Below are 22,935 nucleotides of genomic sequence, written 5' to 3' on the forward strand. Positions count from 1 at the left end.
GGGAGGATATGCTTTTTATTTTTTAAAATATAAATACTGATAACATCGGATAAGATGTTAATTTTTAGTGATTAATGGTAGAATTGTATAAGCGTAAGTGTATACATGTTATTATTGAGAATTAAAATAACTGAATGATTAATGGTGATAAAATGGAAGATTATAAAATTCGATTAGAGTATGTTACAAAAGGTATAACAAGTAAAAAAAATCGAAAAATTGATAAAGATTCGAAAGATATTTATTGGGCTTTAAGGGGCATCTCGTTTGATATTTATCGTGGTGAATTTTTTGGTATTATTGGCATGGGTGGCTCAGGGAAAGCAACGTTATCTGACATTCTAGCCGGTAAAGCCAAACAAACAACGGGTTTTCTAACGATGGCCGGTCACACGACGATTGTATCATATGAGACACAATTAAAACGCGATAAAACGGCTGTGCAAAATATTCAAGAAGCAATTACTGATTCTAAGATTGATTACAAAAATAGTGATCAAACTTTGAATAATGTTTTAAATTTTGCTGACTTAGGGGTATTAAAAGAAAGTAAAATTGAAGATTACTCTCCCGATATGCGTGCGCGAGTTGAGTTAGCAATGGCCTTCTTCATTGAACCTGATATTATTATTTTAGATGGTATTCTATCAGCATTAGATGATATTTTTTATCAAAAAACGGTTGATAAAATTAAAAGCCTACAAACAGAGGGCAAAACTTTTGTACTTGCTAGTCAAGATTTACAACAAATGGAGTTCTTAACAGACAGAATTGCCTGGATTCAAAACGGTCAACTGATGGATATCGGTGAGTCTGAAAAAGTCGTTATGAGTTATTTAGATTTTGTTGCTTGGTACGATAGTTTGACTGATGAGAAACGAAGTGAGTACGATAAACAACGTGATTCAGAACGTAAATCATTTAGTGTAGAGACCTTATATACACAATATAAAAAAACGCATTTTGATCCTGATATGCCTCGATCAATTGAGTTGCGTCGTAGAGATGCCTTTTATAACGGACAAGCATTTGACGATACAAAATATTTTTTAAAAAAGAAAAATGGTAAAAAGCACGGTAAACTAGCTTTGATGGTTATTGGTATTTTGATTTTAGCAGTGATAGGAACAGTTTCTGCCAAGTATGTTCAAATGAACAATGACAAGCAAGAATCGAGTTCAATCGCCCAACGTCAGAAGTCTGTAAGTGAATCAAAAAAAATAGCAATTTCAAGCTCAATTAGTAGAGCTGATGTCTCTAAAAAAGTGGTGGCATCTTCTAAATCTAAATCAGCTAAAGCTGCTTCAAGCAAGTCAGCCAAACGGTCTGCTGAAAAAAAGCGGCAGAATGAGTCGCTTGCTAAAGCTAAGGCAGAAAGTGAATCCGTTCTAGCTAGAGAGTCATCTGAAAGGGTGGCTAGTTCTGAGTCAGCAGCAAAAGAAAGTAGTGAAAAGAAGGAAAGTAGTGAAAAGAAAGAAAGTATCAGTAAAATTAGTACGAAGATGTTTGAGGTAGGTAGTGGGGATAGTTTATCAAGTATCGCGACTGCCAATGATACAACCAGTGATCAATTGATGGACATCAATGAATTATCATCAAATCTTTTGCATGTAGGACAAAAAATAAAAGTACCTAAATAAATGTGAGTTAACTCGGAGGAAGTTATGAAATTAAGAACGAAAGTAATTATTGGTATAGTTGCAGTTGTGTGTATCGGTGGTGGGACGATATTAGCTAGTACGAAGGCTGGTCATGACGTCGTTGAGTGGGTTGCTACTCGTGGGTCATCTGACCAACAAAAAAAGGAGTACGCTGAACAACAAAAATTAGCTGAATCGAAATATGGTAAGAGTAAGTCTAGTGAAAAATCAAAACCAAAATCAAAAAAGAAGAAAACTGAAAAGAAAAAATCTGTGTCTAAAAAAAGTAAATCAACGTCGTCTTCGTCGTCAAGTTCTAATATTGATACGGATACGATAACTGTTGTTTATGGTGATTCATTGTCATCTATTGCGTTAAGCCATGATATGACAGTGAAGGAACTAATTGCATTAAATGACATGGAAAATACAACATTAAGACCTGGGCAAACGCTTAAGGTCGTTGCTGGAAGTGGAAAAAGTATAGATACTACATCTTCAGATACAACAGGCACAGATAATACAAGTTCTGATAATACTACTTCAGACAACACAACAAGTTCATACTCTAATGACGATACAACTTCAGATAGTACAAGTACAGCAAGTTCATACTCTAATGCTGATACAAGCTCAGATAGTACAACAAGTTCAGATACTTCTAGTACCGATAACACAACAAGATCATATTCTAGTTCAACATCAGATACAACTAGTTCAACGAGCTCAACTAGTGATGAGACAACTAGCAATTAGCAATCGGATTTCTGCATGTTAATAGGTGTATAATATCCGTAGGTTAAAAAATAAAGACAAATGAATTGGAGCGGATGAGTAAATGAGTTCAGACCCTGGTCACGAACTGCTGTTGCAGCTGTTATTATTAGTCATTTTGACATTAGTGAATGCCTATTTTTCAGCTGCAGAATTAGCAGTAGTTTCAGTAAATCGTAATAAAATTGAGGCAGAGGCGAAAGCTGGAGATAAAGGTGCAATAAGAATTCTTGGTATATTAAATAATTCGACATCATTTTTATCAACTATCCAGATTAGTATTACTTTTGCCGGGTTCTTGTCTTCAGCTTTTGCAGCAACATCTTTGGCTAAATATGTTGAACCATTGTTTGGGAGTGCTGTGTGGGCACATGATGTTGCAGTAGTTATCGTTACGTTGATTTTATCTTATTTTTCATTAGTTTTAGGAGAATTATATCCTAAACAATTGGCACTACAGATGCCAGACAAAATTGCCAGAGCAACGACTGGGCCTATTCAACTTATTGCGATTGTTTTCAAACCATTTAACTGGTTGTTATCAATTTCAATCCGTGCATTAGAAAAAATAACACCAATTAAGTTTAATAAAAATAATATTGAGGTTATTAGTCGACAAGAAATTGTTCATATGATTCAAACTGGTGAAGAGCGTGGTGCTATTGATTCAGATGAATATGAAATGATGGAAGGCGTTATTTCGTTACATACGAAATTCGCTCGTGAAGTTATGGTCGCTAGAACTGATGCTTTTATGATTGATTTACAAAACGATAATGATCGTAATATTGATGCTATTTTAAATCAACCTTATTCTCGTGTACCCGTTTATAGTGATGATAAAGATAACGTCGTTGGCGTTGTTCATATCAAAAATTTGCTTAAAGCTGCTAGAGCAAAAGGGTTCGATAGAATTAGTTTACGTCAAATTATGCAAGAGCCCATGTTTATTCCAGAAACGATGGCTGTTGATGATTTGTTATTCGAAATGAAGAAAACACACACTCAATTAGCTATTTTATTGGATGAATATGGCGGTGTTGTTGGACTTGCCACAATTGAAGATTTAATTGAAGAGATTGTTGGCGATATCGACGATGAGTCAGATAGCCCTGATGATACATTGAGAAAAATTAATGCACATGAATATATCGTACAAGGTCGAATGACACTTGACGATTTTAATGATGAATTTAATTGTGATATCAACGTTAAAGACGTAGACACAATTGCGGGATTCGTCTTAACTGAATTAGGTCGAATTCCCGGTAATAATGAACAACTACAGATTACACTTCACAATGGTATACTTCTCGAAACGGAAAAAATGGACGGTTCTCGATTAGTGGAATTGAAAGTTATGATTCCCGAAACACGGTTAAAAGATACTTTAAAGAGTAAAGAATAAAATATGGGATGATAAGGTCAATAGAACTCTAATAAGTTCCATTGACCTTATCATTTTTTACGTCGAAGTTCATTATCATTTATGATAAACTATGAGTAATATGTTTTAGAGAGGACAAAAAATGAATACAGAAGAATTAGAGACTCAAGTAAAAAAACGCCGAACATTTGCGATTATTTCTCATCCCGATGCTGGTAAAACAACCATTACAGAACAATTACTTTTATTCGGTGGGGTTGTCCGTTCTGCCGGAACAGTTAAGGGTAAAAAATCTGGTACTTTTGCAAAATCTGATTGGATGGAAATTGAAAAGAAACGTGGTATTTCTGTTACTAGTTCAGTTATGCAATTTGATTACGCCGATAAGCGGGTTAATATTTTAGATACACCTGGGCATGAGGATTTCTCGGAAGATACCTACCGAACATTAATGGCCGTAGATTCTGCAGTCATGGTTATTGATTCTGCAAAAGGAATTGAACCACAAACAAAGAAATTATTTAAAATTTGTAAAATGCGTGGCATTCCTATTTTCACATTCATCAATAAGATGGATCGTGATGGACGTGAGCCACTTGATTTAATGGCTGAACTCGAAGAGGTCTTGGGCGTTGAATCATACCCAATGAACTGGCCAATTGGTATGGGTAAAGGCTTAAAGGGATTATACGATATCTACAACCATCGTATTGAACTTTACCAAAAAGAAGATAAAGGCATGGACTACGTTGATTTAAATGACGCCGGTGAGATTGAAGGCGACCATCCTTTAAAAGAAGATAGTATCTATCAAGAAGTGCTAGATGAAATTGAATTATTGGGCGATGCTGGTAATACCTTTGATGAAGCAAAAATCGCAACAGGGGATTTAACGCCGGTTTTCTTTGGATCAGCATTAACTAACTTTGGTGTAAAAACGTTCTTAGATATTTATTTGAACTATGCACCAGCACCACAAGAACATAAAACGATTGAAGAAACAACGATACAACCAACAAATGAACATTTTTCTGGGTTTGTTTTCAAAATTCAAGCAAATATGAATCCTAATCATCGTGATCGAATTGCGTTTATTCGAATTTGTTCAGGTGAATTTGAACGTGGGATGGATGTTAAATTAGCAAGAACTGAAAAGAAAATGCGTTTATCTAATTCAACCCAATTTATGGCAGATTCTCGTGAAGTTTTAGAATCAGCTGTAGCTGGCGATATTATTGGATTATATGATACTGGTAATTTCCAAATTGGCGATACAATCAGTAACATGAAGAAACCAATTACCTTTGAAAAATTACCTCAATTTACGCCTGAATTATTCATGAGCGTTAATGCTAAAAATGTAATGAAACAAAAATCATTCCATAAGGGTATTCAACAGTTGGTTCAAGAAGGTGCTGTTCAATTATATAGAAGTTACAACACGGGTGACTATATTCTGGGTGCCGTTGGTCAACTTCAATTTGAAGTCTTCCAATTCAGAATGTTAAATGAATATAATTCAGAAGTTATCATGACACCAATGGGTTCTAAAACAGCTCGCTGGATTGATCCAGAACAATTGGATGAAAAGATGTCAAGTTCACGTAACTTACTTGTTAAAGATCGACAAGACTTACCGTTGTTCTTGTTTGAAAATGCATTCGCAGAACGCTGGTTTGCTGACAAATATCCAAACGTTACATTAACATCAAAACTATAAACGAAAAGAGGTATACCAATTGGTATACCTCTTTTTTGAGTGCTTATTAATTTAATGAGTAAGGCATTTTGATGTAAGTTTCATCAATAAAACCACCATCTTTTAATTCAAACCAAACATCATTACTTGATGATAACTGACTGATTAAAGTAACTTGTGTATTGTCAGCTAAAACTCGTAATTTTTTACCATAAGGTTTAGTGTAAATAGTTACAGATTTATTAGGAATGTAATCAATTGAAGCAGAGTGATTGATTATTTTTTTAGTAAATTCATTGGTGTCATTGTCGGGTAATAAAGCATATTTGGGTTGAATAATCATTTTTACATTAGAAGTACTTTCTAACCATTGATTGCCACCTATGCTGTACCAAATAGTTCCCAAATTCGTTTCGATTTTTTCAAATACTTGTAAAATAACGCCAGCAGGTAAGAAGGCGGGATAGGAGTTACCCTCGGGTAAGTCATAAGGACGTACGCGTTTTGTAATCTGGATGTATGCGTCAATTTGATCGACGGTTTTCCAATTGATGTTGCGATAATAATAGTAGATGGTTTGTTGTTCATTTGTGAAAGTACCATAACTAGTTTTTGAGGCACGCAATAAATTGAACCCTGGAATATTGACAGGGTCATAAGTGAAAGGGTCATTCAAATGGCCACGTAGTAAAGTGGGTGAGCCGATTAAGTAGCCACCATCAATATCTTGATTATAAATCCAAACGGCAGCGCCATGTTTCTTTTCATAGCTTAAAATAATAGCACCATAGTTGGTTACAAAAGTACTTGTGAATCCCGAAATGCCAACTAGATTATAATCATTGATTGGTTCAAATTGAAGTCTTAAATCGCTACCTATAGTGCCACTGATAATTTGCGGACGAGATAGATTATTATTATTTTGGTCTTTATAGTAAACAATCATTGTGGCATCTGAAACAGATGTTGGTAGAAAAGTTTTTTCTTCAATGACTTCATGTTTCTTTTGTTTTGGTGCCTTATATTTTTTTGTTGATTCAGAATTGAATACAAATTGTATATCGGAAGTGGAAGTAGGTTGGTCATTTTTTGTAAAAACAGACAACATATTCCGGAAGAAATCTCTTAAGGCGATTTTAATCAGCTCCATTCATAATCTAATATCATAATTATAACCTAAAAAGATTAATTATTGGGGAAAAGTGTTTGAAATATCGTTTATTTATTTAAAAGAATGAATAAAATAAAAAAAGATGCAGACTCAGAAAAAATTATCTGAGTCTGCATCTTTAGTTTAGCCTTTACTTTTCAACGTTAGAGTCGGAATCTTTAACATCAGTAGTTGTATCGGCTGATATCTTAATTTCATCTTTTTCAATTTTTGCAGCTAATTTTGTTACATCAGGATTATCAAGGTAGAAGTCAGCTATTTGATCTTCAATCTGTTCCTGGATAACACGTCTTAGTGGACGAGCACCCATTGCGGGATTGTAGCCTAAATCAACTAATTTTTCTTCAACCCGATTTGTAACGTGAAGTTCTAAGTTTTGATTTTTAAGAACTTTATTAACGTCATCAAGCATGATACTTACGATTGAAACTAAGTTTTCTTTACTTAATGAGTTAAATTCAACGATGTCATCAAAACGGTTTAAAAATTCAGGACGGAAGTAATTTGATAGTTTATCAATGATGGCATGGGTTGCACCAGTTGACGTTGCACCAAAGCCAACATTTGCTTCAGCATCAGCACTACCAGCGTTAGATGTCATAATGATAATCGTATCTTTGAAACTTACCACGCGACCTTGTGAATCTGTTAAACGGCCATCTTCAAGAATCTGCAAGAACATATGCATAACATCAGGATGTGCTTTTTCAACTTCATCTAACAAGATTAAACTGTATGGATTACGACGAACTTGTTCAGTTAATTGACCAGCTTCTTCATAACCAACATAGCCAGGAGGGGAACCAATCAATTTAGAAACTGAATGGTTCTCCATGTACTCACTCATATCGAAACGAATCATTGATTCTTTTGTTCCAAATAATTCTTTTGATAATTGTTTAGCAAGTTCTGTTTTACCAATTCCAGTTGGTCCAACAAACAAGAATGATCCGATAGGACGCCCAGATTTATTGAATCCAATCCGGTTACGGCGGATGGCGCGGGCCACTTTATCAATGGCGTCATCTTGGCCAATGACATTAGCTTGAAGGGAAGTGGCTAAATTTTTCAATTGTTGTTGCTCTTTTTCCTTTAGTTCGCCTACAGGAATCCCTGTTTTTTCTTCAATAATTTGTTCCATTTCTTTTTCGGTTACAATTGGTAATTCATCAGAATCAGTATTACTATCTTGTAATTCTTTGAATTTTGCGACTTGATCGCGATAGTAGGCTGCTTTTTCATAATCTTCGTCGGTTAGTGCAGCTTGTTTTTGAGTTTCAGCGTTTTTAATTTTTTCTGCAACTAATTTGGGATCAATAGCTTTAATGGTTAAATTCATTTTTGACCCAGATTCATCAAGTAAATCGATGGCTTTATCTGGTAAAAAACGATCTTGAATGTAACGGTCAGAGAGAGAAGCAGCAGCTTCAATTGCTTCATCACTATAATGAACATGATGGTAAGCTTCGTATTTCTTTTGAATACCTTTTAAAATGACGATTGACTCTTCGACACTAGGTTCATCAACTTGGATAGGCTGTAAACGACGTGCAAGCGCAGCATCTTTTTCGATTTGACGATATTCATTTAGAGTTGTTGCGCCAACGAGTTGTAATTCGCCTCGAGCAAGAGCTGGTTTTAGAACGTTACCGGCATCCATACCACCTTCAGCATTACCAGCGCCTACAATTTCATGAATTTCATCAATGAATAGAATGATAGACTTATCATTTTTAAGTTCCTTCATTAATTGTTGCATTCGTTCTTCGAACTGACCACGAATACCCGTTCCTTGAACTAATGAAACAACATCTAATCGAATAACTTGTTTGTTTAAAAGTTTTTGAGGAACAGCTGAATCAACAATTTTTTGAGCTAATCCTTCAACGACTGCTGTTTTACCAACACCAGCTTCGCCGATTAGAACAGGATTATTTTTTGTCCGACGATTCAAAATTTCAATGATTTGATTAATTTCTTGATCGCGACCAATGACCGGGTCAATATTTCCTGCCCGTGCCTCATCGGTTAAATTAAGACCGAATTGACCAAGGATTGTATCCTTACCATTATTTTTATTAGCGCCACCATTTCTACCAGCTTGGGTAGGAGGTGTCTGCTCTTTTCTTTGTGAACTATTATTTTGACTATTTGGTGCAATCGCATTAAATAAATCATCAAGGTTACCAAAGCTAAATGGATCTTGTTGATTATTACGGATTTGACCATTACTTAAACGCTCTTGTTCATCTTTTAGTAATCGATAACAATTTTGACATAAATCGTATTCTTGATGTTGACCATTTAAGTTAGTTGATAAGTGTATTGTCGCTGGATTGATTTGACAATTTTGACAGATCATATGTGTCACAACCTTTCATATTTCGTTCGTATAGTTTAGTTTATCTAAGATCAAAAACATGTTGACCATCTTTGACCTTCGATGAATAGTATACAAAATATGGAAAAATTCTGCAAGCAATTAGAACTCCTTTTTTACATTTTATGGAGGCTAATCTATAATGAATTTAGTATAGTAGATTTTAGTGAAAAGAGGTTTGAAAATGAGCGAAGATTATAAAGCAAAAATTGATGCATTGATTGCTGGTGAAATAGAGACAATAACAATCAACCCAGATGAATTTATGGCGTTTCAACTTGTTTGGCAAAAAGAAAAATTACGTAAGGCAATCGTTGGTAATGCGCAAAGAGAAGGTCAAATTATTTACAAATATGTTAGTTTGAAAAACTAAAGACTTGTATCATTTTTTAAATAATGGTATTATTTGTCTCTAAAGACTAATGTGTTTAATTTATTAATGAAAACGTGTTCTTTGCTTTTGTTAGTGGGTTATGCATTTTTCTAAAATAAAAAAATATAGAACATCAAGGAGATAATTAATTATGGAAAAGAAAGACTTTCACGTAATCGCAGAAACAGGTATCCACGCGCGTCCAGCTACATTATTGGTACAAGCAGCAAGCAAATTTACTGCTGACGTTGCTTTGGTTTACGGAGAAAAATCAGTAAACTTGAAATCAATCATGGGCGTTATGTCATTAGGCGTTGGTCAAAATGCTGATGTAACAATCACTGCTGATGGCGCTGACGAAACAGATGCAATCGCAGCTATTACAGAAACAATGACGAAAGAAGGACTTGCTGAATAATGTCGAAAATGCTAAAAGGGATTGCTGCTAGTGATGGTATTGCCATTGCTAAAGCATATATGTTAGTTCAACCCGATTTGTCATTCTCGCAAGTAAGCATTGAAGATCCAGAGTCAGAAATCAAACGCCTTGATGCTGCTGTTGCAGCATCAAGTGAAGATTTGAAACTAATCAAACAAAAAGCTGCAGAAAACCTCGGCGCAGAAGAAGCCGAGGTTTTTGAAGCTCATTTGACAATCCTTTCAGATCCTGAACTTATGGGCAACATTGGCGATAAAATCAAAAATGATAAGGTCAACGCTGAAGCAGCATTGAAGGATGTCACAGATATGTTCATTTCAATGTTTGAAGATATGACTGATAATGCTTATATGCAAGAACGTGCAGGCGATATTCGTGATGTTACGAAACGTGTAATGAGTCATTTATTAGGAGTTACAATTCCTAATCCTGCTCTTATCGATCAAGAAGTTGTGGTCGTTGCACATGATTTAACACCATCGGATACAGCCCAATTAAATCGTAAATTTGTTAAAGGATTTATTACTGATGTTGGTGGACGTACTTCTCATTCTGCTATTATGTCTCGTACGCTTGAAATTCCTGCTGTTGTAGGCGCTGGTGATCCAACGACTGCAATCTCAGAAGGTGATATGGTTATTGTTGATGGTATCAATGGTGACGGAATTATCAATCCTACTGCTGAAGAAATTTCAACATATGAAGCAAAAGCAAAAGCTTTTTCTGATCAAAAAGCTGAATGGGAAGAACTAAAAGACGCTAAAACAGTTACTGCTGATGGCGTACATTTTGATTTAGCTGCTAATATCGGTACACCTAAGGATGTTGAGGGTGCAGTAGATAATGGTGCTGAAGCAGTTGGTTTATTCCGTTCAGAATTCTTATACATGGATGCTAGTGAATTACCTTCAGAAGATGATCAATTTAAAGCTTATAAAGCTGCAGTTGAAGGTATGAATGGTAAACAAGTAGTTGTAAGAACAATGGATATTGGAGGCGATAAGGAATTACCTTACTTGCCATTACCAGAGGAAATGAATCCGTTCTTAGGATATCGCGCAATCCGTATTAGTTTGGATCGTCAAGATATTTTCAGAACACAACTTCGTGCTCTACTTAGAGCTTCTCATTATGGACAATTAGCAATTATGTTCCCTATGATTGCAACTGTTGATGAATTTAAATCAGCAAAAGCTATCTATACTGAAGAACGTACTAAGTTAATTGACGCTGGTGTACCAGTAGCAGATAAACTTGAAGTCGGTATGATGATGGAAATTCCTGCTGCTGTTATGAACGGTGATCATTTGGCTAAGTATGCTGATTTCTTTAGTATTGGTACAAATGATTTAATTCAATATTCAATGGCTGCTGATCGAGGTAATGAACAAGTGTCATACCTTTACCAACCTTATAACCCATCAATTTTACGTTTGATTAAAATGGTAATTGATTCGGCTCATAAAGAAGGTAAGTGGGCAGGTATGTGTGGCGAAATGGCCGGCGATCAAATTGCCGTACCTATTTTAGCTGGAATGGGACTTGATGAATTCTCAATGAGTGCTTCGTCAATTCTTAAAACACGTAGTTTAATGAAAAAATTAGATACAACAAAAATGAAGGAATTAGCTGATAAAGCTGTTTCTGACTGTGAAACTAATGAAGAAGTTATTGCATTAGTTGAATCTTACATGAAATAAATTAAACACAAAAAAACTGGTAATTTCGATTATCAGTTTTTTTGTGTTTAATTGGGAATAGATGAGAATAGTCTACTTTTATTGCATAACGGGTGAGAAACCAATATAATTAAAACTATTATATTAGAATAGACAAGGGGACCTTATCGTGAATATTGGAATTTTTACAGATACATATTTTCCACAAGTGAGCGGTGTGGCGACTTCAATAAAAACACTAAGAAACGAGCTCGAAAAAGAGGGACATACCGTCTATATCTTTACGACGACTGACCCACATGTTGATAAGACAGTATATGAACGTAATATTTTTAGATTCTCTAGTATTCCATTTGTTTCTTTTACAGATAGAAGAATTGCTGTTAGAGGCTTATTTCAAGCTTACCAAGTGGCAAAAGAACTAAATTTAGACGTTATTCATACACAGACTGAATTTTCTATGGGCTGGATTGGTAAATTTGTTGCAAGAAATTTAAAAGTTCCTTGTTTACATACCTATCATACAATGTATGAAGATTATTTACATTACATTGCCAATGGTAAGTTATTGAAACCATACCATGTTAAGCAAATGACAAAAACATTTGCATTCCATATGAGCGGGATTATCGCACCAAGTACACGCGTTCAGACGTTGCTACAGAAGTATGGTGTGAAATCAGAAATACGAGTTATCCCTACAGGGGTAGACATTTCTCAATTTGAACAAATTGAAACAGAAGATTATCGTTCTAAATTAGACATTTCTGAAGATCAACCAGTCATGCTTGCGTTAAGTCGATTGGCATTTGAAAAGAATACACAAGAAATTATTGATGGTATGCCAGCGATAATTAAAAAAGTACCGAATGTTTTACTCTTGATTGTAGGGGATGGTCCGGCACGTGAAACCCTTGAAGAGCAAACAGAAAGTTTAAATTTAAAGGACAACGTCAGATTTATTGGTGAAGTTGATAATGATGAGGTATTCCATTTTTATCAGTTAGCAGATTTATTTGTGTCTGCATCAGTAACAGAATCTCAAGGATTGACGTTTATCGAAGCTTTAGCTGCTGGAACACCGGTTATTGCTAAAACGGGTAAATATACTGACGAGTTAATGGAAAAACCAGAAGTTGGTAAAACTTTTTCATCTGAAACTGAAATGGTGACTGATATTATTGATTACTTAAATAGATGTCATGAAGAAGTTGATCCAGAGCCAAGATTAGAAAAGTTAAAAGAAATTTCAGCGGCAACATTTGGATCAAAAGTTGCTGAATTTTACCAAGATGCTCAAATTCATTATGTTGAAATAGAAGAAGAGGATGACGAAATCAGTCATCTATAAACGAATTTATTTTCAAAGGAGTTTCAACCATGCTATTAATTAACATGTTTTCTGCGGCCAATTCGGTTAAAGGACAAGGGGTCGGTAGCGCATATACCGAAATGATGAAGTTGCTCAAAGAACGCTTTCCAACTGAATTCAAAATTAGTGTGAATAAATATAGTCGCTCAGATATTAGTCATTACCATACCATCAATTTTCCTTATTACCTTTCGACTTTTATGCCAGGTAGAGGTAAAAAAATTGGCTATGTCCATTTTTTACCAGAAACACTTGAGGGAAGTGTTAAAATTCCACAACCTTTTAAAGCCATTTTTTATTGGTATGTAATTGCTTTTTATAAACGAATGGATCATATTGTCGTGGTTAATCCAAGTTTTATTCCAAAACTTGAAGCGTTTAAGATTCCAAAAGAACGCGTCACGTATATTCCTAATTTTGTTTCAAAAAAAGTTTTTTATGAAAAAACCGTGGAAGAAAAACAAGCTTTTAGAGATGCGTTAGGTATTCCAGCCGATAAATTTGTTGTTTTTGGTGATGGTCAAGTTCAAGAAAGAAAAGGTGTGCCCGATTTTATTAAGTTAGCTAAGCAAAATCCTGATATCCAATTTATTTGGGCCGGTGGCTTTTCATTTGGTAAGTTAACTGACGGTTATGCTGAATTAAAAAAAGTAGTTGATAATCCGCCTAGTAATTTAACGTTTACTGGGATTATTGATCGAGAAGCTCTAGTAAATTATTACAATATTGCTAACCTTTTCTTACTGCCATCTTTCAATGAATTGTTTCCAATGTCAGTATTAGAAGCATTTAGTTGTGGGACACCTGTATTATTGCGCGATTTAGATCTTTATAAAGCGGTTATTGAGGGCTATTATGATGCCGCGACAGATGTTAATGGTATGCAAATTAAATTGAGAAAATTAAAAGAAGATCCCAATGCGTTATCAGTTTTGCATGACAAAGCAGATCAGGCATCAGCATACTATTCTGAGGATAGATTGGCTGAAATTTGGCATCAATTTTACTTGGACCAGAGCAAAGAGGGCTAAAAGATGACTCGAAAAAACATAGGTTTATTGACGTTAATGGTTATAATTGGGATGGGGATATTCGCTTATTCTTTAAAAAATGTATCAATTCAGTCGCTCGTTAAAGCTTTAGTTAATATTAATATATGGTGGTTATTAGTAGCAGTATTTTGTATCTGTATGTACTTTGTCATTGAAGCATTTGTTGTTCAACGGTTCATGATAGGGCAACATAAAAAATTTACATTTAAGAATGCAATTCGTATTCCACTGATTGAACAATTATTTAATGGAATCACACCTTTTTCAACAGGTGGACAACCTGCACAATTGTTTGCGATGGCTCAGTCAGGTGTGGACGCTGGTCGTGCAAGTTCCATTTTATTAATGAAATTTGTCGTTTACCAGGCAATGATTGTTATTAATTTTATTGTTTGTTTACTAATTGGGTTTCAATACATTCAAGATAAAGTTAATTATCTAATGGTATTCGTGATTTTTGGATTTGTGATTCATTTAGCTGTGATTACTGCTTTGTTAATGATCATGTATTGGTATGGATTCACTAAAAAATTAGTGTATGTTTGTATGCTAGTTGTTAAGTTATTCGTTAAAGGGGATCGTTTTGATCGCTGGAATACAAGTATTTATTCAAAAATTGAAAACTTCCATAAAGAGAGTTTACGTATGAAGAATGAAAAGAAAATGATTTTTCACGTTTTTGTATTAACATTCTTCCAACTCGCGTTTTACTATTTAATTCCATACTTTATTATGTTGTCATTGGGATACACATCAGTGAATGTGATTATGATTACAGCACTTCATGTGCTTATTGTCATGGTAATTTCACTTTTCCCAATTCCGGGGGGAACTGGTGGTGCAGAATATAGCTTCGCGATTGTCTTTTCTAGTTTCATGACCAGTCACAGTAAATTGATTTTAGCCATGTTGTTATGGCGTATTTTAACTTACTATGTTGGACTATTTGCGGGAATGTTTGCTTTAGTTGTTAAACCAGATAAGGTAGAAGAAGTTGGAATTGAAGATTAAATAAATGAAATATGATAGTAACCATTGCTGATGATAGATTTTCTATTATTGGCAATGGTTTTTTTTGTGTTTTATAAGGAGAAGAACGTGTTTCTTTAAGCAATACTAAAATCGCTAATCAGTTTATTACTATTCAAAATAACGACAAAAAAGCACTGTCAAATGACAATGCTTTTATTAGTTAGCTTTTCAAAATCGTTAAATATATTGTGATAAAGCGTCTTTAACTTGCTCTTTTGAATGATAACCGACGAGTGTATCAACAACTTCGCCATCTTTTTTAATCATTAATGTGGGAATTCCCATGATACCAAAATCGTCAGCTGTTTTAGGATTTTGGTCAACATCCATTTTAGCAAATTTAACCTTGTCACCTATTTCTTGTTCTAATTCCTCAATTGCTGGTGATTGCATTTTGCAAGGGCCACACCATGTTGCCCAAAAATCCGTCAATGTTATACCTGAATCTGTAACTGTTTTGAAATTTTCATCTGTAATTGCTTGTACCATTTGAATTCCTCCTTTATTTATTTGAATATAATATCAGAGGAAATATAATTAGCCTAAATATATGCTTACAAAAAGTAAGTATAAAGAAATAACGCCGTATTTTTATTTATTTTGTGTCATGTAGTCATTCAAACGTTCCATCCCAAGCACTAAATTCTCCATACTAGAAGCGTAACTTAAGCGAACGTAACCTTGACCAGAATCACCAAAAGCAGTTCCTGGAATTAAGGCAAGTTTATTATTAAAAGCTAGTTCTTTACAGAATGCCATAGAATCTTGGTTATATCCTGCAGGAATTTTTGCGAAAATATAAAAAGCGCCACTAGGTTGTGCCATTTCAAAATGCATTTTTTTCATTTCAGCCATAACGAAATCACGGCGTTTTTTATATTCAACATTCATTATGCGACCATCGTCTTTACCGTCACGTAAGGCAGCAATTCCAGCACGTTGAGAAACACTTGTTGCAGAGGTTACTAAGTATTGATGAACTTTTTTTAATTCATCAGTCATCGCTTTGGGAGCAAGCAAGAATCCAATGCGCCAGCCAGTCATGGCATGCGATTTTGATAAACCATTAATTAGGACAGTTTGGTCACGGATATATTTTGCAATTGAGACATGTTCATGATCATAAGTTAATTCACTATAAATTTCATCACTAATTGCCCATAATTTTTGCTTTCTAATTTCATCAGTTATCGCAATAACTTCATCTTCGGTCCAAGAAATACCAGTTGGATTACTTGGATTAATTAGGATAATACCTTTAATATTTTCATTTGGATTATCTTTAACAGCTTGATTAATCATCTCAGGTGTTAATCTAAAGTTATTATCACGTGTGTTGATAAAAATTGGTTTAACCCGATTTAAAGTAATCAGTGGCATATAGCCAGGGTAGAGTGGCGTTGGGACAAGAACGGCATCGCCGGGGTTGAAGATAGTCTGTAAGGCAGTTGCGATGGCTTCAGTTGCACCAACTGTAACTAGAATTTCAGATTGTGCATCATAAGTAACGTCATATTTTTCATTAAAAAATTCACTGGCAGCTTCACGTAACTCAATATCACCAGCCATACCCATATAATGTGAGTAATTTTCATGAATGGCTTCGATGGCAGCTGCTTTAACATGATCGGGTGTATTAAAATCTGGTTCACCCATTGTTAATTTAATCATATCAGGAATTTGGCTCACTTCATCATCAAATTGACGAATATCTGAGACCTCTATTTTAAATACTTGATCGTTCAAATCTTTTCTAAATAAGCTCATTTTTATGCCTCCAAGTCTAATAACTAACAGTTTAGCATAAAAACAAGTTAAGAAACGATTATAATCTGCTTAATCAGGTGTAAATGTATAGAAAATTTGGTATTATTAACTATGATATTGAAAGGGGAACAACTATGAAAAATTCTCAGTTAGTAGCAATCATTAGTCGCTTAGAGGCTATGCAAAAAGAAGATAACGGCGAAATCCAAACAAGACACTTCGAACGTGAAGGTGTTGAAAAGGGAATCGTTGAATATGATCCAGATATGAAAGCATATACGTTAGAAGATTTAAGTAACCATACTAAATTTCCTTTCGATGATATTGATTTAATTGCAATGGAAGTTTACGACTTACTATTTAGTTAATCAATAACTGAAACATAGATTGAAAGACATTTTCGTGTTCTCGAAAACTGATCTTAAAAAATGGAGGCACTAAGATGCGGTCAACTTTAAAATATGTTCAGGATAAATTGAGCTCAAGATGGGGATTCCTCCTCTTGACGCTCGTTTTATTTTGGGCCAAAACAGTTGTTGCTTATGAAACCAAATTTACATTAGGTGCAACAGGTAGCATGCAACAATTTTTACTTTATATTAATCCAATACCAACAGCGTTATTATTATTTGGAATTGCAATCTACTTTAAGGGTAAAAAATCATATTGGATTTTGCTGATTGTTGATTTTATTCAAACATCATGGCTTTTTGCAAATATGGTTTATTATCGTGAGTTTTCAGATTTTCTTTCACTAGGAATTATCAAAAATTCAGGTTCAGTAGCTAATAATCTAGACAAGGGAATTGCCGGTATTTTACGACCAACTGATTTCTTTGTTTATATCGATATTATTATTTTAATTTTGATTCTTGTCTTTAAATTAGTCAAAATTGACTATAACCCAATTAAAAAGCGTTATGCTTTTATCCTGACTATTGCATCTGTACTTTTAGCTTTAGGGAACTTAGGTTTAGCTGAAAAGGATCGTTCTCAATTATTGACAAGAACTTTTGATAATAACTATATTGTTAAATATTTAGGCTTGAATTTCTATGCGGGATATAATGTTTATCAAACGCAAAAAGAAAGTGCGACACGTAAAAATGCCACTGCTAAAGATATGGATAAAGTTCTAAAGTATTTGGATAAAAATCGTTCTAATTCAAATATAAAGTATTATGGAAAAGCGAAGGGTAAAAATGTTTTTGTGATTCATCTAGAAAGTTTCCAACAGTTCATGATCGATTATAAATGGGATGGGCAACAAGTTACGCCTAACATTAATAAATATTATCATGATCAAAATACATTATCATTTGATAATTTCTTTAATCAAGTTGGACAAGGTAAAACGTCTGATGCTGAAATGATGTTGGAAGCATCCCTTTATGGGTTACCATCTGGTTCAGCGATGACGACTTATGGCACACAAAATACATTCCAAGCAGCACCCGCTATTCTTGATCAAAAAGGCTACTCTACAGCAGCTTTCCATGGTGACGTGGGTAGTTTCTGGAATCGTAATAATACTTATAAATCATTTGGTTACCAGTATTTCTTCAGTGAACCTTATTATGATGTCAAAGCTAACTATAAAGTTGGTTATGGGATGAAAGATAAGATTTTCTTGAAGCAATCGGTTAAGTATATTGAACAATTACCCCAACCTTTTTATGCTAAACTCATCACACTAACTAACCATTATCCATATGATTTAGATAGTGCGAATACGTCAATCAAAAAGACGGATACAGACGATAGTACGGTTGATGGTTATGTTCAAACATCTAAATATCTTGATCAATCATTCGGAGAATTCGTTAGTTACTTGAAGAAGAGTGGCTTGTATAAGGACAGTATGATTGTGATGTATGGTGATCACTATGGTATCTCTAATAATCATCCGAAAGCTATTGCACAGCTTTTAGGTAAAGACAAAGTAACAAGTTATGATTTAACGATGTTCCAAAAGGTACCATTTATGATTCATATGAATGGCCTTAAGGGCGGTATTAATCATACTTATGGTGGTGAAATTGATGTGCTACCAACTTTACTTGATCTATTAGGCGTTAAGAATACCGATACGGTTCAATTTGGTAATGATTTATTATCGAAAAATCGTAACCAAACGGTTGCCTTTAGAAATGGTGATTTCGTTTCACCAACCTTTACAAAAGTTGGAAATACCACGTATAACACTAAGACTGGTAAAGAAATCGAAAAACTAACGGCAGCACAACAAAAAGTTTATAACAAAGAATTAAAACATGTTACAACGTCATTATCATTATCAGATGAAGTTATTACGGGTGATCTATTAAGATTCTACGCACCAAGTAATTTCACTAAAGTAAATAAATCTGACTATAATTACAAGAAAAGTGACGCTCTTGAAACTTTGAAAAAAGCACAAGAGAAAGAAAAAACCAGTTTAATTGAACAACACGGTGGGGTATCTACCGAAAGTTTATTCAAAACTGATGCTCCAGAATTAAAATAACGATTGAAGTCATAACGTCATGTTATGGCTTTTTTTGTTGTAACCTTTACACAATCTTTACAATACCCCCACAGGACCTTTACATTAAAAATATAAACTTAATGTATAAGTTAAATATCGATATTTATGGAGGAAGTTACTATGAAAAAGGGATCTTTAGTAATGATTGGTGGAATTTTATCCATCATGTTATTAACTTTAACGGGATGTGAGACACAATCAAATTCAGGAAAATCGATTACAATTGTTGGATCTACAGCTTTACAACCTTTAGTTGAGGCAGCTGGTGAAGAATACGGGACTGAAAATGTTGGCGTCTTTGTTAATGTTCAAGGTGGCGGATCCGGAACAGGATTGAGTCAAGTTCAAGAAAAAGCCGTTAGCATTGGTAACTCAGATGTTTTTGCTGAAGAAAAATCAGGCATTAAGGCAAGTAAACTTGTAGACCATCAAGTTGCCGTTGTTGGAATTACGCCAGTTGTGAATAATGGTGTGGGCGTTAAAAACGTCTCAAAAAAACAACTTATAGATATTTTTACTGGTAAATTAACAAATTGGAAGCAACTAGGTGGCAATGATTTACCAATTGTCCTTTTAAATCGTGCATCTGGTTCGGGAACACGATTAACATTTGAAAAATGGGGATTAGAAGGTAAGCAAAGTAAAGATGCACAGGAACAAGATTCAACGGGAATGGTTCGACAAATTGTCGGATCGACACCTGGTGCAATAAGTTATATGGCTTTCTCATACGTTGATAAAACGGTCGATGTACTTTCTGTTGATAAAGTTAAACCAACTGAAAGTAATGTTGCCTCAAATAAATGGAAAATCTGGTCATACGAACATATGTATACGAATGGTGAACCCACGGGATTAACAAAACAATTTTTAACTTATATGATGTCAAATAAAATTCAAAAACAGGTTGTTAGTAAATTAGGTTATATTCCAACAACACAGATGCAAGTGAGTCGTTCGGTTGAAGGTAAAATAACACCAATTAAGAAGGGGATGTAGTTATGGATCCGATTCGTGAAAGTTTACTCAAAAAATCAAAAGCATCTAAACTAGAGATGCGCGGTAAAATAATTACTTATTTCTGTATTGGACTAATCGTCGCTATTGTTCTTGCTATCTTTTATTTCGTTGCTTCAAAAGGATTAGCAACGTTCTTTACTGATAAAGTATCAATTAAAGATTTTTTATTAGGAAAGAGTTGGAACCCTGGAACGCTTGATAAAGCAGGTAAGCCAGAAGTTGGGGCTTTACCAATGATTTCTGGATCATTCTTTGTCACTTTTTTATCAGCATTAATTGCAACACCTTTCGCTATTGGAACAGCTATTTTCATGGTTGAAATTTCACCAAATACGGGTAGCCGAATTTTACAACCGGTAACTGAATTATTAGTTGGTATTCCTTCAGTTGTTTATGGATTTATTGGTCTTTCAGTTGTGGTCCCATTTGTTCGAAGTATTTTTGGTGGAACAGGGTTTGGTATTTTATCTGGGACATTTGTGTTATTTGTTATGATTCTACCAACCGTTACGTCAATGACTGTTGATACTTTAAAATCTGTCCCACGTTATTACCGGGAAGCCTCACTGGCCTTAGGTGCAACACGTTGGCAAACAATTTATAAAGTTATTCTAAGAGCAGCAACACCAGGTATCATGACAGCGGTTGTTTTTGGTATGGCACGAGCTTTTGGTGAAGCCTTAGCCGTTCAAATGGTTATTGGTAATGCATCATTGATGCCATCAAGTTTAATTACACCATCATCAACTTTAACAAGTATTTTGACGATGGGAATTGGAAATACTGTCATGGGCTCATTAGAAAATAATGCGCTATGGTCACTTGCTTTAATTCTATTATTAATGTCATTATTCTTTAACATGGTTGTTAGAGTAATTGGTAAGAGAGGGGCGCTTAAATAATGAATCCTAAAAAAGTAGATAAAATCGCAACAAGTATTTTATATGGTATTGCCGGATTCGTCGTTCTTGTTTTAGCGGCCTTACTTGGCTATATATTGGTTAGAGGTGTGCCACATATCAGCTGGCATTTCTTAACATCACCCGCAAAATCATTTTCAAGTGGTGGTGGAGTAGGAATCCAATTGTTTAATTCCTTCTATCTATTATTATTAACATTATTGATTTCTTTCCCTATTTCATTGGGAGCGGGTATTTGGTTATCAGAATACGCTAAAAATAATTGGGTGACGACGGTTATTAGAACGTCTGTTGAAATTTTAAGTTCATTACCTTCAGTTGTTGTTGGGCTTTTTGGGTTTTTGATTTTCGTTGTCCAATATAATTTCGGTTTTTCAATTTTATCAGGTGCATTAGCCTTAACGTTCTTCAATTTACCTTTATTAACAAGATCAATCGAAGAGTCATTACGTTCTATCCCATATTCACAACGTGAGGCTGGCTTTTCGTTAGGATTATCGCGTTGGGAAACCGTTACGAGAGTTATTGTTCCAGATGCAGTACCTGGTATTTTAACGGGTGTTATATTGAGTGCCGGCCGTATCTTTGGTGAAGCAGCTGCGTTAATTTATACTGCTGGTCAAAGTGCGCCAGCACTAGATTTTACAAACTGGAATCCAGCTAATATTGCGAGTCCGTTAAATCCAATGCGTCCAGCTGAAACATTAGCTGTTCATATCTGGAAAATTAATTCAGAAGGTATTATGCCTGATGCATCAGCTGTTTCTGCAGGCGCATCAGCCGTCTTAATTATCGCAGTGCTTTTATTTAATTTCTTAGCTCGATTCGGTGGTAAAGCACTTTATCGTAAAATTACATCAAGTAAATAGATCATTAGGGGGTCAAAGAATATGGTAGAAAATAAAACTGAAAAATCTAGAATTATGACCTTCAATGAAGATAAACATGAGATAGCTTTAGAAACCAAAGATTTACATGTTCATTATGGTTCTAATGAAGCAATTCGAGATGTTAGTTTACAATTTGAACGGTTTAAAATTACAGCTTTAATTGGGGCATCTGGTTCTGGTAAATCAACTTATCTTAGATCGTTGAATCGTATGAATGATGGGATTGCTGATGTAACAGGACAAATTATTTACCGTGATTTAGATATAAATAAAGATAATGTTGATATTTATGAAATGAGAAAACATATTGGAATGGTATTTCAACGACCTAATCCATTTTCAAAATCAATTTATGAAAATATAACGTTTGCTTTGAAACGTCATGGGATGAAAGATAAGCAGTTACTTGAAGAACGCGTTGAAAAATCACTTAAACAAGCTGCACTTTGGGATCAAGTTAAAGATGATTTGAATGTGAGTGCGTTATCATTGTCTGGTGGACAACAACAACGTTTATGTATCGCTAGAGCGATTGCTATGGAACCTGACATCTTATTGTTAGATGAACCAGCTAGTGCGTTAGATCCAATTTCAAGTCGAATTGTTGAAGAATCACTTTTAGAACTGAAAGAAAAGTACACGATTGTCATTGTGACACACAATATGCAACAGGCTTCACGTATTTCAGATTACACAGCATTTTTCCATTCAGGAAATGCGGTAGAATATGATAAAACAACAACTATTTTTACGCGACCAACAATTAAACTAACGGATGATTATGTTTCAGGAAACTTCGGTTAAGGGGGAAAG

At 34.6% G+C, this 22,935-nt stretch carries 20 protein-coding genes; 16 read left to right on the forward strand and 4 right to left on the reverse strand.

What is annotated here, in order from left to right; genetic code table 11:
• Positions 1-152: 152 nt before the first annotated feature.
• The 4 genes from AC1RPJ_RS04540 (at position 153) to AC1RPJ_RS04555 (ending at position 5,521) form a co-directional block, all read left to right on the forward strand.
• Positions 153-1,640 (forward strand): ATP-binding cassette domain-containing protein, encoded by a 1,488-nt coding sequence (locus tag AC1RPJ_RS04540; RefSeq protein WP_481762410.1) that lies wholly within the window; start codon positions 153-155, stop codon positions 1,638-1,640.
• A gap of 24 nt (positions 1,641-1,664) precedes the next feature.
• Positions 1,665-2,396, forward strand: coding sequence for a LysM peptidoglycan-binding domain-containing protein (locus tag AC1RPJ_RS04545; protein WP_481761507.1), 732 nt, complete (start codon positions 1,665-1,667; stop codon positions 2,394-2,396).
• Positions 2,397-2,478: 82 nt separating this feature from the next.
• The gene (locus AC1RPJ_RS04550; protein ID WP_481761506.1) at positions 2,479-3,822 is read left to right on the forward strand and encodes a hemolysin family protein; all 1,344 of its coding nucleotides are present in this window, start codon (positions 2,479-2,481) and stop codon (positions 3,820-3,822) included.
• Positions 3,823-3,943: 121 nt separating this feature from the next.
• Positions 3,944-5,521 carry a peptide chain release factor 3 gene (locus AC1RPJ_RS04555; protein WP_481761505.1) on the forward strand — a complete coding sequence of 526 codons (1,578 nt, stop codon included), beginning with the start codon at positions 3,944-3,946 and terminating at the stop codon, positions 5,519-5,521.
• Between the two features lie 46 nt (positions 5,522-5,567).
• Here the strand turns inward: AC1RPJ_RS04555 and AC1RPJ_RS04560 are convergent, their stop codons facing one another.
• Both AC1RPJ_RS04560 and AC1RPJ_RS04565 read right to left on the reverse strand, forming a co-directional pair.
• Positions 5,568-6,650 carry a MucBP domain-containing protein gene (locus tag AC1RPJ_RS04560; RefSeq protein ID WP_481761504.1) on the reverse strand — a complete coding sequence of 361 codons (1,083 nt, stop codon included), beginning with the start codon at positions 6,648-6,650 and terminating at the stop codon, positions 5,568-5,570.
• 151 nt (positions 6,651-6,801) lie between these two features.
• A complete protein-coding gene (locus tag AC1RPJ_RS04565; protein WP_481761503.1) occupies positions 6,802-9,033 on the reverse strand; it encodes an ATP-dependent Clp protease ATP-binding subunit in 2,232 nt (743 codons plus the stop codon).
• Positions 9,034-9,235: 202 nt separating this feature from the next.
• Between AC1RPJ_RS04565 and AC1RPJ_RS04570 the strand changes: the two genes are divergently transcribed.
• The 6 genes from AC1RPJ_RS04570 (at position 9,236) to AC1RPJ_RS04595 (ending at position 14,977) form a co-directional block, all read left to right on the forward strand.
• Positions 9,236-9,424 (forward strand): hypothetical protein, encoded by a 189-nt coding sequence (locus tag AC1RPJ_RS04570; protein WP_057973672.1) that lies wholly within the window; start codon positions 9,236-9,238, stop codon positions 9,422-9,424.
• A gap of 151 nt (positions 9,425-9,575) precedes the next feature.
• Positions 9,576-9,842, forward strand: a complete 267-nt coding sequence (locus AC1RPJ_RS04575) for a phosphocarrier protein HPr (RefSeq protein WP_409022159.1) — start codon at positions 9,576-9,578, stop codon at positions 9,840-9,842.
• Positions 9,842-11,563, forward strand: a complete 1,722-nt coding sequence (gene ptsP / locus AC1RPJ_RS04580; protein ID WP_481761502.1) for a phosphoenolpyruvate--protein phosphotransferase — start codon at positions 9,842-9,844, stop codon at positions 11,561-11,563. Before AC1RPJ_RS04575 ends, ptsP begins: the two co-directional genes overlap by 1 nt.
• 148 nt (positions 11,564-11,711) lie before the next feature.
• Positions 11,712-12,893, forward strand: coding sequence for a glycosyltransferase family 4 protein (locus AC1RPJ_RS04585; RefSeq protein WP_481761501.1), 1,182 nt, complete (start codon positions 11,712-11,714; stop codon positions 12,891-12,893).
• A 29-nt stretch (positions 12,894-12,922) separates the two neighbouring features.
• On the forward strand, positions 12,923-13,945 hold the full coding sequence (locus AC1RPJ_RS04590; RefSeq protein ID WP_481761500.1) for a glycosyltransferase family 4 protein: 1,023 nt from the start codon (positions 12,923-12,925) through the stop codon (positions 13,943-13,945).
• Between the two features lie 3 nt (positions 13,946-13,948).
• Positions 13,949-14,977, forward strand: coding sequence for a lysylphosphatidylglycerol synthase transmembrane domain-containing protein (locus AC1RPJ_RS04595; RefSeq protein ID WP_481761499.1), 1,029 nt, complete (start codon positions 13,949-13,951; stop codon positions 14,975-14,977).
• Between the two features lie 198 nt (positions 14,978-15,175).
• On the opposite strand, the gene trxA is transcribed toward AC1RPJ_RS04595, so the two are convergent.
• On the reverse strand, positions 15,176-15,487 hold the full coding sequence (gene trxA, locus AC1RPJ_RS04600) for a thioredoxin (RefSeq protein ID WP_481761498.1): 312 nt from the start codon (positions 15,485-15,487) through the stop codon (positions 15,176-15,178).
• Between the two features lie 102 nt (positions 15,488-15,589).
• Positions 15,590-16,765 (reverse strand): pyridoxal phosphate-dependent aminotransferase, encoded by a 1,176-nt coding sequence (locus tag AC1RPJ_RS04605; RefSeq protein WP_481761497.1) that lies wholly within the window; start codon positions 16,763-16,765, stop codon positions 15,590-15,592.
• Between the two features lie 134 nt (positions 16,766-16,899).
• Here AC1RPJ_RS04605 and AC1RPJ_RS04610 point away from each other — a divergent pair, with 134 nt between their 5' ends.
• From AC1RPJ_RS04610 to pstB, 6 genes are all read left to right on the forward strand, one after another.
• A complete protein-coding gene (locus AC1RPJ_RS04610; protein ID WP_409022166.1) occupies positions 16,900-17,133 on the forward strand; it encodes a YkuJ family protein in 234 nt (77 codons plus the stop codon).
• Between the two features lie 74 nt (positions 17,134-17,207).
• Complete coding sequence (locus tag AC1RPJ_RS04615) at positions 17,208-19,271, forward strand: LTA synthase family protein (protein ID WP_481761496.1); 2,064 nt, start codon at positions 17,208-17,210, stop codon at positions 19,269-19,271.
• Positions 19,272-19,412: 141 nt separating this feature from the next.
• Complete coding sequence (locus AC1RPJ_RS04620) at positions 19,413-20,291, forward strand: phosphate ABC transporter substrate-binding protein PstS family protein (protein WP_481761495.1); 879 nt, start codon at positions 19,413-19,415, stop codon at positions 20,289-20,291.
• 2 nt (positions 20,292-20,293) lie between these two features.
• Positions 20,294-21,214 carry a phosphate ABC transporter permease subunit PstC gene (gene pstC / locus AC1RPJ_RS04625; RefSeq protein WP_409022169.1) on the forward strand — a complete coding sequence of 307 codons (921 nt, stop codon included), beginning with the start codon at positions 20,294-20,296 and terminating at the stop codon, positions 21,212-21,214.
• Positions 21,214-22,101, forward strand: coding sequence for a phosphate ABC transporter permease PstA (gene pstA, locus AC1RPJ_RS04630; protein ID WP_481761494.1), 888 nt, complete (start codon positions 21,214-21,216; stop codon positions 22,099-22,101). The genes pstC and pstA overlap by 1 nt, the downstream gene beginning before the upstream one ends.
• Positions 22,102-22,122: 21 nt before the next feature.
• Positions 22,123-22,926 (forward strand): phosphate ABC transporter ATP-binding protein PstB, encoded by an 804-nt coding sequence (pstB, locus tag AC1RPJ_RS04635; protein ID WP_481761493.1) that lies wholly within the window; start codon positions 22,123-22,125, stop codon positions 22,924-22,926.
• Positions 22,927-22,935 lie beyond the last annotated feature (9 nt).

The sequence above is a fragment of the Dellaglioa sp. CoH-57-MRSF-17 genome, from assembly GCF_056782015.1.

Bases quoted from the DNA above. Each gene is read 5' to 3' on its own strand.
- AC1RPJ_RS04560 (WP_481761504.1), bottom strand. From the start codon at position 6,650: ATGGAGCTGATTAAAATCGCCTTAAGAGATTTCTTCCGGAATATGTTG.
- AC1RPJ_RS04620 (WP_481761495.1), top strand. From the start codon at position 19,413: ATGAAAAAGGGATCTTTAGTAATGATTGGTGGAATTTTATCCATCATG.
- AC1RPJ_RS04595 (WP_481761499.1), top strand. From the start codon at position 13,949: ATGACTCGAAAAAACATAGGTTTATTGACGTTAATGGTTATAATTGGG.
- pstA (WP_481761494.1), top strand. From the start codon at position 21,214: ATGAATCCTAAAAAAGTAGATAAAATCGCAACAAGTATTTTATATGGT.
- AC1RPJ_RS04605 (WP_481761497.1), bottom strand. From the start codon at position 16,765: ATGAGCTTATTTAGAAAAGATTTGAACGATCAAGTATTTAAAATAGAG.
- pstB (WP_481761493.1), top strand. From the start codon at position 22,123: ATGGTAGAAAATAAAACTGAAAAATCTAGAATTATGACCTTCAATGAA.
- trxA (WP_481761498.1), bottom strand. From the start codon at position 15,487: ATGGTACAAGCAATTACAGATGAAAATTTCAAAACAGTTACAGATTCA.
- AC1RPJ_RS04590 (WP_481761500.1), top strand. From the start codon at position 12,923: ATGCTATTAATTAACATGTTTTCTGCGGCCAATTCGGTTAAAGGACAA.
- AC1RPJ_RS04575 (WP_409022159.1), top strand. From the start codon at position 9,576: ATGGAAAAGAAAGACTTTCACGTAATCGCAGAAACAGGTATCCACGCG.
- pstC (WP_409022169.1), top strand. From the start codon at position 20,294: ATGGATCCGATTCGTGAAAGTTTACTCAAAAAATCAAAAGCATCTAAA.
- AC1RPJ_RS04540 (WP_481762410.1), top strand. From the start codon at position 153: ATGGAAGATTATAAAATTCGATTAGAGTATGTTACAAAAGGTATAACA.
- AC1RPJ_RS04565 (WP_481761503.1), bottom strand. From the start codon at position 9,033: ATGATCTGTCAAAATTGTCAAATCAATCCAGCGACAATACACTTATCA.
- AC1RPJ_RS04570 (WP_057973672.1), top strand. From the start codon at position 9,236: ATGAGCGAAGATTATAAAGCAAAAATTGATGCATTGATTGCTGGTGAA.
- ptsP (WP_481761502.1), top strand. From the start codon at position 9,842: ATGTCGAAAATGCTAAAAGGGATTGCTGCTAGTGATGGTATTGCCATT.
- AC1RPJ_RS04545 (WP_481761507.1), top strand. From the start codon at position 1,665: ATGAAATTAAGAACGAAAGTAATTATTGGTATAGTTGCAGTTGTGTGT.
- AC1RPJ_RS04555 (WP_481761505.1), top strand. From the start codon at position 3,944: ATGAATACAGAAGAATTAGAGACTCAAGTAAAAAAACGCCGAACATTT.
- AC1RPJ_RS04550 (WP_481761506.1), top strand. From the start codon at position 2,479: ATGAGTTCAGACCCTGGTCACGAACTGCTGTTGCAGCTGTTATTATTA.
- AC1RPJ_RS04615 (WP_481761496.1), top strand. From the start codon at position 17,208: ATGCGGTCAACTTTAAAATATGTTCAGGATAAATTGAGCTCAAGATGG.
- AC1RPJ_RS04610 (WP_409022166.1), top strand. From the start codon at position 16,900: ATGAAAAATTCTCAGTTAGTAGCAATCATTAGTCGCTTAGAGGCTATG.